Consider the following 8,901-nt stretch of genomic DNA (forward strand, 5'->3'; position numbering starts at 1 on the left):
CGCGGCCCCCGCCACGACGGCGGCCGTGGCCGCCGCGACCAGGCCGGTCATCAGCCAGGTGAGGCGCCTGCGCCGGGGCCTGGCCTGGAGCAGGCGTTCGCGCTGGCGCACCAGCGTCGCCGGAGGCTGGTGCTCCAGTTCGGCGCCGAGGTCACGGAGCATCTTCAGGTCGTCCATCGTCACTCCTCCTCCAGCATCGGGTTCGTGTCGCCGAGCGCGGCGCGTACCTTCCGCCTGCCCCTGTTGAGGCGGGAGCGCACGGTGCCGATCGGGATGCCGAGCGCGCGAGCGACCTCGTCGTACGACAGGTCGCCCCACGCGATCAGCAGGAGCACGTCGCGGTCCTTGGCCGGCAGGGCGGCCAGCGCGCCGGCCAGCTCGGTGCGCGCGGCCTGGGCGGTGACCCCGGCGGCGACACGGTCGGCCGGGGACTCCACGTGGGCGTCGACAGGGGCGCGCCGCAGGGCGCGGTACCGGGCCGCCTCGGTGCGGTGGTGGCGGGAGACCAGCTTGGTCAGGATCCCGAAGAGCCACGGCCGCGCGTCGGGGTGGCTCAGGTCGTAGCTGCCTCTCCTGGAGAAGGCGACCAGGAACGTCTCGCCGACGAGATCCTCGGCCTGTTCGGGGCCGAGGCGTTTGGAGACGTACCGGTAGAGCATCGCGGAGTAGCGGTCGAACAGCTCGGCGAACGCCTCTGGATCGGTCAGCGAGGCGCTCACGAGCTCCGAGTCCGCACCCCTGGTGGCGGGTTGAGTGATCATCTCCGCCCTTCTGAGGGGGAAAGTCGGTCAGGGATGTATCACCACAACCAGCCGATCAGGTTCAGACCTCCTTCAGGCAGCCTCCGTCGATCACGATGTCGGCGCCCGCCGTGCCGCCGGAACGGGGCGAGACGAGCAGCGCGATGGCGTCGGCGACCTCCTGCGGCGCGACGAGGCGGCCGGTGGTCAACTTCATCATCTCAGGCGCGACCCTGGTGATGACGGACTCCTTGTCGGAGCCGACCATGGAGGCGAAGACGTCCGCCGCGCCGCCCTCGTCGGTCCACCACGGGGTGAGCACGGGGCCCGGGGAGACGGTGTTCACCCGGATGCCCTGCGAGCCGTACTCCTCGTCCACGGCCTTGCTGACGTACGAAAGGGCCGACTTGGCCGCGCCGTAGTCCAGGTTGACCGCCGACGGCTGCCTGGCGGTGACCGAGGAGACGTTCACGATCGAGCCGCCGCCGCCCTCCAGCATGACCGGGACGGCGGCCCGGATCATCCGGACGACCGCGAAGAGGTTGAACTCGAACATCGCCTGCCAGGTGGCGTCGTCCGAGGTCATGAAGCCGGCGTGCGGCAGCGTCACGCCCGGCGGCGGCCCGCCGGCGTTGTTGACGAGGACGTCGAGTCGTCCGTGCTCCTCGACCGCGCGGGCCACGACCTCGGCGGGCGCCCGCGGGTCCATCAGGTCGACGGGCACGTGCAGCGCCTCGGCGGGCAGCTCGGGGGTGCGGGTACGGGAGGCGGCGACGACGTGCGCGCCCTCCTCGATCAGCGTATGGGTGACGGCCAGGCCGATGCCCTTGGAGGCTCCGGTGACGATGGCGACGCGGCCGGCGAGTTGCAGATCCATGGTGTTCCTCGTGGTCGGTGTTCTGTCGTCCTGGAGAACACCGGCCGCGCACTATGGGTTGCAGGTGCAGCGGGGACCGTCGAAGAAGTGCAGCTCGCCGCGGGAGAAGTCGAGCTGGGCGCGGCGGTTGAGGGTGGGGCAGCCGGACGTGGCGATGTACTGGACGATGTCGTGCACGGCCCAGGCCGCGATGACCGTGTTGGTGGCGCCGAACGACCACGGCGTGGGCCCGTGCCCGCCCTCCAGCCACCTCTCCCGCGACAGTCCGGCCTCGCGGGCCTCCTCGAAGCACAGGTGGCAGTGGCCGTCGCGGGGCGACAGCAGCGGCCCCCAGAAGCCGTGCTCGTGGCCCACCGACGCGCGGCTCATCGCGACGCCCTTCCCCAGGCACCACCGCCACACCAGGTCGGCCAGCTCGGCGGGCTGGTCCGCGCCGACGAGGACGAGGTCGACGGGAGGCACCCCGTCGAGGTCCCTCACGTCGGTGACGCGCCGGCGCACCGACACCACGTTGGTCTCGGGCGCGAAGTCGCGCAGCCGGGCCTTGAGCGCCTGCACCTTGGGCACGCCGACGTCTCTTGTCGTGTACGGGAGCTGCCGGTTGAGGTTGTGCAGCTCGACCACGTCGGGGTCGACGGCCACGATCCTGCCCACCCCGGCGGCGCCCAGGTGCTGCGCGGCCACCGCCCCGATGCCGCCCACGCCGACCAGCATGATCGAGCAGGCGGCGATGCGCGACTGCAGCTCCCGCGCGTCGGGCGCGAACAGCGTCAGGTAGCCGTGCTGGCGGGCGAGCCTGCCGGTCGACTCGGCGGGCGACTGCGGGGGCTCGGAGGTGAGCCAGCCCATGTGCGTCAGCGCCACCACGAGGTCTTCCAGCACCCGGTCGGCGATGATGTCGCTCTCGTCGACGCCGCCGCGCAGCAGCGACACCGCCTGCTCCACCCTGCCGAGGTCGCCCCGCAGCGACAGGCCGTCACGCGAGCCGGTCGACAGGATGACCTGGTCGCCGGCGTTGGTGACGAGCACCGAGTCGACGAGCCGTCTCATGCGCGCTCCCGAGGTGTCGAACCCATGAGTGTTCAGCGTTTCCTTGCTGACTGGCCGAGTCAATAGTGGCAGCTTTACCACTTGGTGCGGGAATGTCGTCAATATCTTCCCTTGCCCGGCGCCCCATCCTCGACGGCTTGACCGCGCGTGTCAAGATCGCCCGGGCCCCGCCGGAAAGGGCCGCGACCTCACAGGAAAGGCGGGAAGGCGTGGCCTCTACGTAGCCTGAGCTCGTTCAACATCTGCTGGACGACCTCGCGCACGTGGTCGGTGATGTTGAACACCAGCATGGGGTCGTCGGCGTCGGCGGGGTCGTACTCGTCCGTACGGATGGGCTCCCCGAACTCGATCATCCACTTCGACGGCAGCGGCACCAGCCCGAGCGGGCCGAGCAGCGGGAAGAACGGCGTGATCGGCAGGTAGGGCAGCCCGAGCAGCCGGGCCAGCGTCGGCAGGTCGCCGATCTTGGGGTAGATCTCCTCGGCGCCCACGACGGCGACGGGCAGGATCGGCACCCCGGCGCGGATGGCGGAGGCCACGAAGCCGCCGCGGCCGAAGCGCTGCAGCTTGTAGCGCTCGGAGAAGGGCTTGCCCACGCCCTTGAAGCCCTCGGGGAACACCCCGACCAGCTCGCCCCGGCGCAGCAGGCGGTCGGCGTCCTCGCGGCAGGCCAGCGTGTGGCCGGTCTTGCGGGACAGGTGGCTGAGCAGCGGGAGCTGGTAGACCAGGTCGGCGCCGAGCAGGCGCAGCGCCCTGCCGGCCTCGTCGTGCAGCGCCACCTGCATCATCAGCGCGTCGACCGGGAGCGTGCCGGAGTGGTTGGCCACGACGAGCGCGCCGCCCTCCTCGGGCACGTTCTTCACCTCGACCGTCTCGACCCTGAACCAGTGGTGGTAGAGGGGCCTGATCAGCTCCAGCAGCACCTTGTCGGTCAGCTCGGCGTCGTAGCCGAACTCGTCGACCTCGTAGTCGCCGGTGATGCGCCTGCGCAGGAAGGCGAGCGCCCTGGCCAGCGGCTCGGGCTCGGGATCGGCCGCCGGGAACGACGGCGCCGCGCTGATGGGGATCACGCGGCCCTCCTCGTCGGGGACGCTCAATGCCGCACACCTCCGAGCGGGTGCAGCCCCCGCGAGCGTAGGAAGTCGTCGTAGGCCGCGCCGGTGGTGAACTTGGGCTTCCAGCCCAGCTCGATCTCCAGCCTTGAGCAGTCGACGGCCCGGCCGTGGCTCATCAGCCGCACCTGCTCGGGCGAGTAGTCGACCAGCCCCGCGCGGCGCGCGACGTCGCCCAGCGCGCGGAAGGCGGGCGAGAACAGCGGCAGCGACGGCCGCCCCGCCCTGCGCGCGCACTGCGACAGCAGCAGCACGCCCGCCCCGGCCACGTTGTACGTGCCGGGGTGGTCCTCGGTGGCCATGCGCCGCAGCACCTCGATCGCGTCGTCCTCGTGGACGAACTGCAGCCTCGGGTCGAAGCCGAACACGGTCGGCAGCACCGGCTGCGTGAAGTAGCGGGTGATCGGCGAGTCGACCCCGGGGCCCATGAAGTTGGCGAAGCGCAGCAGCGACACCGTGATGTCGGGACGGCGGCGGGCGAACCCGCGCACGTAACCCTCGACCTCGACCGCGTCCTTGGCGTAGCCGTGGACGGGGCCGTCGTGCGGCTCCAGGTCCTCGGTGAACACCGCGGGGTCGCGGGGCGACGAGCCGTAGACGGCGGTGGTCGAGCGGACCACCACACGCCGCACGGTCGCCGACCGTTGACAGGCACCGAGCAGTTGCATGGTGCCGATGACGTTGTGCTCCTTCATCACGGCCCTGCCGGTGCTCCGCGAGGGAGCGCTGACCAGGCTCATGTGCACAACGGTGTCGATGTCGGCAGCCGCGATCACCTGGGCGATGTCGGGGCTGCGCAGATCGACCCGGACGAACTCCGTCCGGCCGAGGGAGATGCCGCCATCTCGCGTCAGCGAGGGGGGCGGCACGGTGTCCACTCCAATGACGCGGCTGATGTCCGGGTCGGCCGCGAGAACACTCGCCACCCGAGCGCCGATGTGGCGTGAGACCCCGGTGACGAGCACGGTGTGGGTCATCAGCGCCTCGCAGCTGCGTCTGTTACTTCTTGTTGCGCCGCTGGATGCGCGTCTTCTTGAGCAGCTTGCGGTGCTTCTTCTTCGCCATCCGCTTGCGGCGCTTCTTGATCACAGAGCCCATGCGGGACCCCCAGGTACTGATAGCACGTCTGAATCGATGCGCGAGCGCACACCGGCTCACAAGACTACCGGCGATCGACGGTGGATCGCCCCCTGGGGGGTGAGCCCGGTCGCTCGGAAGCGGCCGGGCATCGCCCACGACTGTATTCACGGCGTGTGGCGCACGCCGCTACTCCAGAACTAGCCTGCCTCGATGTAGGCCTCCCGAAGATAGTCGTGAACCGCCTGCTCGGGCACTCTGAACGACCGGCCAACTCGGATGGCCGGCAGCTCGCCAGAGTGCACCAGTCGGTACACCGTCATCTTGGACACCCTCATGACCGTGGCCACTTCCGCCACGGTCAGGAACTTCACCTCGCTGAGAGGTCTTTCGCCTGCACCCATCGGACGCCTCTTCCGCACGTGTTTCCGGGTTATCCCCACTGGTGCCATTGCTCACGCACGTGTACTGCCGTCAGCGTAAGTCGGGACTCCGAGTGCGCAAACCCCCTATTTTCTCAGTTGACGGAGCCACCTGTCAGCCGAACCAGCAAAATCCCTGGTAAACCGGCCACACGAGCACCTCGCCGTGACGTTGGAACTGTCCAACTTGTCACACATAAGAGTCGCCCAAGCCCCCTCAAAAGTTGGCAAAGGGACTGCGAGCCTCTTGGAATGCAGGCGCGAAAAGACAGTATGGGGATGACCGAATCAGTCTGGAAGGGCTGAAGTGGCTCGTGTGACGAGCCGCTCCGTCAACGGAGCGTAGTAGCGCGGAAGCACACTGTCGTCGAGCGGGACCACCACGTCGATCTTGCCCTCCGCCTCGCCGAGGAACAGTCCCGGATCGTTGCTGTCGGCGAACGCCACCGTCGGCACACCCGCCTCTCCGGCCGCTCCCGCCCATCCGTGGTCGGCGACGACGAGGTCCGGCGGGCCGCCGGCCAGCTCCTTGAGCATCCGCTCCATCGGCGCGCTGTCGTGGGTGTGCACGAAGCCGCCCTTGTCGTCGAGCATCGCGACATCCTGGAGGTAGCGGATCTTGCGGGGACGCCCGAAACCCGACCCCGAGTACGTCCATCCCTCGCACGGCGTGAGCAGCGTCGCGCCGCGCGCGACCGCGAACCTGGCCAGCTCCAGATGGACGGCCAGCAGGCCCGTGGGGTGGCCGGTGGCGAACAGCAGCCTCGGCTCGTCCCGCGACAGGGCCGCCGCGATCCGGTCGGCCATGGCGTCGAGCGCGTCGATCGTACGGTCGGGGTCGATGGTGTCCTGGCCCCGGCGGTGCCCCGGGTCGGCCACCACACCCGCCGACTTGACCATCAGCGCGAGCACGTCGCGGTAGGACCACGGCTGGTCGAGGGTCAGCCCCAGCAGGTAGTACGGGTCGCGGTTGGCGGCGGAGCTGTAGTGGTCGAGGTTGTTCTCGCGCGGGGTCGCGACCTCCCCGGCGATCCTGGTCCGGATCAGGTGCTCACGGAGTTGGTCGCGGGTACGCACAGCTCTCCCTCGCTACGGCATCGGATCGAGACCGTGCAGGGGGAATACCGCGTTGCGGGTCGCCATGATCGCACGGTCGATGGGGTCCGCTGGGTCATAACCACCGGACAGGTCACGAAATTCCGGATTTCGGCCGTCCGTCATGGTCAGCGGGGCCGACTCGCCCGTGCGCTCCCGCACGTACGCGCGCCACGACTCGGGCGTCCTCGTGGCCGGGTCGAGGGGATGCCCGGACAGCTCGGCCATCAGGTGCGTCCACGCCCGGGGCACCACCTGGACCAGCTCGTAGCCGCCGCCGCCGGTCGCCAGCCACCGGCCGCCCGCCGTCTCGTGGGCCAGGCGGTGCAGCCACGAGTACGCGGTGCGCTGCCCGTCCAGGCTCAGCATGAGGTTGGCCAGCGGGTCGAGCGCGTGGCTGTCGCAGCCGTGCTGCGTCACCAGGATGTCCGGCGCGAAGTCCCGCAGCAGCGGCGGCACCACCGAGTCGAAGGCCCGCAGCCAGCCCGAGTCGCCGCAGCCGGCGGGCAGCGCCACGTTGACGGCCGTCCCCTCGGCACCGGTCTCCTCGGGGAACCCGGTGCCGGGGAACAGCGTGCGCGGGCTCTCGTGCAGGCTGATCGTCAGCACCCTCGGGTCGTCGTAGAACAGCGCCTGGACGCCGTCGCCGTGGTGCACGTCCACGTCCACGTACGCGACGCGCCCCACGCCCTGGCCCAGCAGCCACGCGATGGCCAGCGCCGGGTCGTTGTAGACGCAGAAGCCGCTGGCGGAGGCGGCCATCGCGTGGTGCAGCCCGCCCGCGACGTTGACCGCGTGCTCGGCCGTCCCCTCGAAGACCGCGCGGGCGGCGGCCAGCGTGGCCCCCGCGATGAGCGCGGAGGCCTCGTGCACGCCCTTGAAGGCGGGGTTGTCGGACGTGCCCAGCCCCACGGACAGGTCGGCCCCGCCCGCGGCCGACACGCGCTTGACCCCCTCGATGTAGTCGCGCTTGTGCACCATGGCCAGCTCGTCGTCGGTCGCCGGCACGCAGCCCGCGATCTCCAGGTTGCCGAGCACGCCCAGCGCGCGGGCCAGCGCCATCGTCAGCTCCACCCGGACGGGTGCGAGCGGATGCCCGGGGCCGAAATCGTAGGAGGTGAGAGCATCGTCCCAGATGGCCCGTGCCGTCGAACTCATGCCCGCTCCCGTCCTTCGCCCTTGAAGCGACGTTACCGCAGCGTCAACGGAGTGCGTCCATACGGTGACGAAGCCCCGGACCGCGAAATATTGCCACTTTTCCAGAAGTGGCACTTAGGGTCGGATCATGCGCTTGGTGCGTGGCATCACGGCCGCATGGCGCTTCTTCAAGCGTCCGCGTGTCTTCGACATCACGTTCATCGCCGTCATGGACGCCGTCGCGGCCTTCGCCGGGATCTCGGCCCAGCTCCAGGGCGCGACGAGCGTCGCCGTGAACGCGCTGTGGTTCGTCGTCGCCACGCTTCCGCTGCTGGCCAGGCGGAACAGGCCGATCCTGGTCGCCGTCGCCACGGTCGCGATCGACGTGACCGGCCTCGCGACCGGCGTCTCGACGGTGATGGGCTTCCCCGCCATGGTCGCGATCTACAGCGTGGGCCGCTACACCCCCGGCAGGGTCGCCGCCATGGCCACGGCCTGCGGGGCGGTGGTCTACGGGGCGGCGTACGAGCTGTTCCAGCAGCAGGGCGCGTGGCTGGGCGGCGCGCTGGCCCCGGTGGGGATCGTCATCATCGGCCAGTTCGTCAGGGTGCGGGCCGAGCTGCGGCTGCGCGAGCGGCAGCAGGCGGCCGACAGCGCGGTGCGGGCCGAGCGGCGGCGCATCGCCCGGGAGCTGCACGACGTCGTGGCCCACCACCTCAGCGTGATCAACGCGCTGGTCGGCGGCGCCAGGGCCACCCTGCCGCCGGGCGAGGAGGTCGCCCACGACGCCCTGGCCGGCGCCGAGCGGACGGCGCGGCAGGCGCTGGCGGAGATGCGCCAGCTCCTGGACGTGCTCAGGGCCGACGACACGCCCGCGGTGGGCGAGGGCCACGCGGACGCCGCCACCGGGGTGGGCGCGGCCCGGCTGCCCGCGCTGGTCCAGGAGGCCGAGAGCGCGGGGCTGCCCGCCAGCCTGACCGTGACCGGCGAGGCCGTCACACTGCCCGCCGCCGTGGACCACGCCGTCTACCGCGTCGTCCAGGAGGCCCTGACCAACACCCGCAAGCACGCCTCTGGCGCGCGGGCCAGCGTCCGCCTGGCCTACGAGGAGCGGGCGGTCGAGGTGGAGGTGCTCGACGACGGCGTGCCCGGCCTGCCCTCCCGCGCCGAGCCCGGGTTCGGGCTCGGCGGCATGGCCGAGCGGGTGGCCCTGTGCGGCGGCCAGCTCCGTACGGGCCCGCGCGTCGAGGGCGGCTTCGTCGTGCACGCCCGCATCCCCTTGGAGAGAACATCATGATCACGGTGCTGCTGGCCGACGACCACGCGCTGGTCCGCAAGGGCTTCCAGCTCATGCTGGACGCCCAGCCCGACATGCGCGTGGTCGGCCAGGC

At 70.9% G+C, this 8,901-nt stretch carries 10 protein-coding genes; 1 reads left to right on the plus strand and 9 read right to left on the minus strand.

From position 1 onward, the window contains the following. Positions 1 to 179: 179 nt before the first annotated feature. The 9 genes from KME77_RS12020 to KME77_RS12060 form a co-directional block, all read right to left on the minus strand. Positions 180 to 761, minus strand: coding sequence for an RNA polymerase sigma factor (locus tag KME77_RS12020; RefSeq protein WP_219465819.1), 582 nt, complete (start codon positions 759 to 761; stop codon positions 180 to 182). Positions 762 to 822: 61 nt separating this feature from the next. Next, a complete protein-coding gene (locus KME77_RS12025) occupies positions 823 to 1,617 on the minus strand; it encodes an SDR family NAD(P)-dependent oxidoreductase (RefSeq protein WP_219465821.1) in 795 nt (264 codons plus the stop codon). A 51-nt stretch (positions 1,618 to 1,668) separates the two neighbouring features. Continuing rightward, positions 1,669 to 2,667: a HesA/MoeB/ThiF family protein gene (locus KME77_RS12030; protein ID WP_219465827.1), complete on the minus strand. Its 999-nt coding sequence runs from the start codon at positions 2,665 to 2,667 to the stop codon at positions 1,669 to 1,671. Positions 2,668 to 2,855: 188 nt separating this feature from the next. Continuing rightward, positions 2,856 to 3,737, minus strand: coding sequence for a lysophospholipid acyltransferase family protein (locus tag KME77_RS12035; RefSeq protein WP_219465828.1), 882 nt, complete (start codon positions 3,735 to 3,737; stop codon positions 2,856 to 2,858). Positions 3,738 to 3,760: 23 nt separating this feature from the next. Beyond that, complete coding sequence (locus KME77_RS12040; protein WP_219465829.1) at positions 3,761 to 4,756, minus strand: NAD-dependent epimerase/dehydratase family protein; 996 nt, start codon at positions 4,754 to 4,756, stop codon at positions 3,761 to 3,763. Positions 4,757 to 4,778: 22 nt separating this feature from the next. Beyond that, positions 4,779 to 4,877: a 30S ribosomal protein bS22 gene (locus tag KME77_RS12045; protein WP_018654693.1), complete on the minus strand. Its 99-nt coding sequence runs from the start codon at positions 4,875 to 4,877 to the stop codon at positions 4,779 to 4,781. Positions 4,878 to 5,056: 179 nt separating this feature from the next. Next, a complete protein-coding gene (locus KME77_RS12050) occupies positions 5,057 to 5,260 on the minus strand; it encodes a helix-turn-helix domain-containing protein (protein ID WP_026214222.1) in 204 nt (67 codons plus the stop codon). Positions 5,261 to 5,566: 306 nt separating this feature from the next. Continuing rightward, complete coding sequence (locus KME77_RS12055) at positions 5,567 to 6,355, minus strand: phosphatase (protein ID WP_219465832.1); 789 nt, start codon at positions 6,353 to 6,355, stop codon at positions 5,567 to 5,569. A gap of 12 nt (positions 6,356 to 6,367) precedes the next feature. Continuing rightward, positions 6,368 to 7,531 carry an acetoin utilization protein AcuC gene (locus tag KME77_RS12060; protein WP_219465833.1) on the minus strand — a complete coding sequence of 388 codons (1,164 nt, stop codon included), beginning with the start codon at positions 7,529 to 7,531 and terminating at the stop codon, positions 6,368 to 6,370. A 127-nt stretch (positions 7,532 to 7,658) separates the two neighbouring features. Between KME77_RS12060 and KME77_RS12065 the strand changes: the two genes are divergently transcribed. Then, complete coding sequence (locus KME77_RS12065) at positions 7,659 to 8,807, plus strand: sensor histidine kinase (protein ID WP_219465836.1); 1,149 nt, start codon at positions 7,659 to 7,661, stop codon at positions 8,805 to 8,807. The last annotated feature ends 94 nt before the right edge of the window (positions 8,808 to 8,901 follow it).

This window comes from Nonomuraea rhizosphaerae (assembly GCF_019396405.1).
In the GTDB taxonomy this organism is placed as follows: Bacteria; Actinomycetota; Actinomycetes; order Streptosporangiales; family Streptosporangiaceae; genus Nonomuraea; species Nonomuraea rhizosphaerae.

What these genes read in the sequence shown, in the direction of transcription:
- KME77_RS12050 (WP_026214222.1), bottom strand. Translation starts at nt 5,260, where the DNA reads ATGGGTGCAGGCGAAAGACCTCTCAGCGAGGTGAAGTTCCTGACCGTG.
- KME77_RS12025 (WP_219465821.1), bottom strand. Translation starts at nt 1,617, where the DNA reads ATGGATCTGCAACTCGCCGGCCGCGTCGCCATCGTCACCGGAGCCTCC.
- KME77_RS12020 (WP_219465819.1), bottom strand. Translation starts at nt 761, where the DNA reads ATGATCACTCAACCCGCCACCAGGGGTGCGGACTCGGAGCTCGTGAGC.
- KME77_RS12040 (WP_219465829.1), bottom strand. Translation starts at nt 4,756, where the DNA reads ATGACCCACACCGTGCTCGTCACCGGGGTCTCACGCCACATCGGCGCT.
- KME77_RS12065 (WP_219465836.1), top strand. Translation starts at nt 7,659, where the DNA reads ATGCGCTTGGTGCGTGGCATCACGGCCGCATGGCGCTTCTTCAAGCGT.
- KME77_RS12030 (WP_219465827.1), bottom strand. Translation starts at nt 2,667, where the DNA reads ATGAGACGGCTCGTCGACTCGGTGCTCGTCACCAACGCCGGCGACCAG.
- KME77_RS12045 (WP_018654693.1), bottom strand. Translation starts at nt 4,877, where the DNA reads ATGGGCTCTGTGATCAAGAAGCGCCGCAAGCGGATGGCGAAGAAGAAG.
- KME77_RS12060 (WP_219465833.1), bottom strand. Translation starts at nt 7,531, where the DNA reads ATGAGTTCGACGGCACGGGCCATCTGGGACGATGCTCTCACCTCCTAC.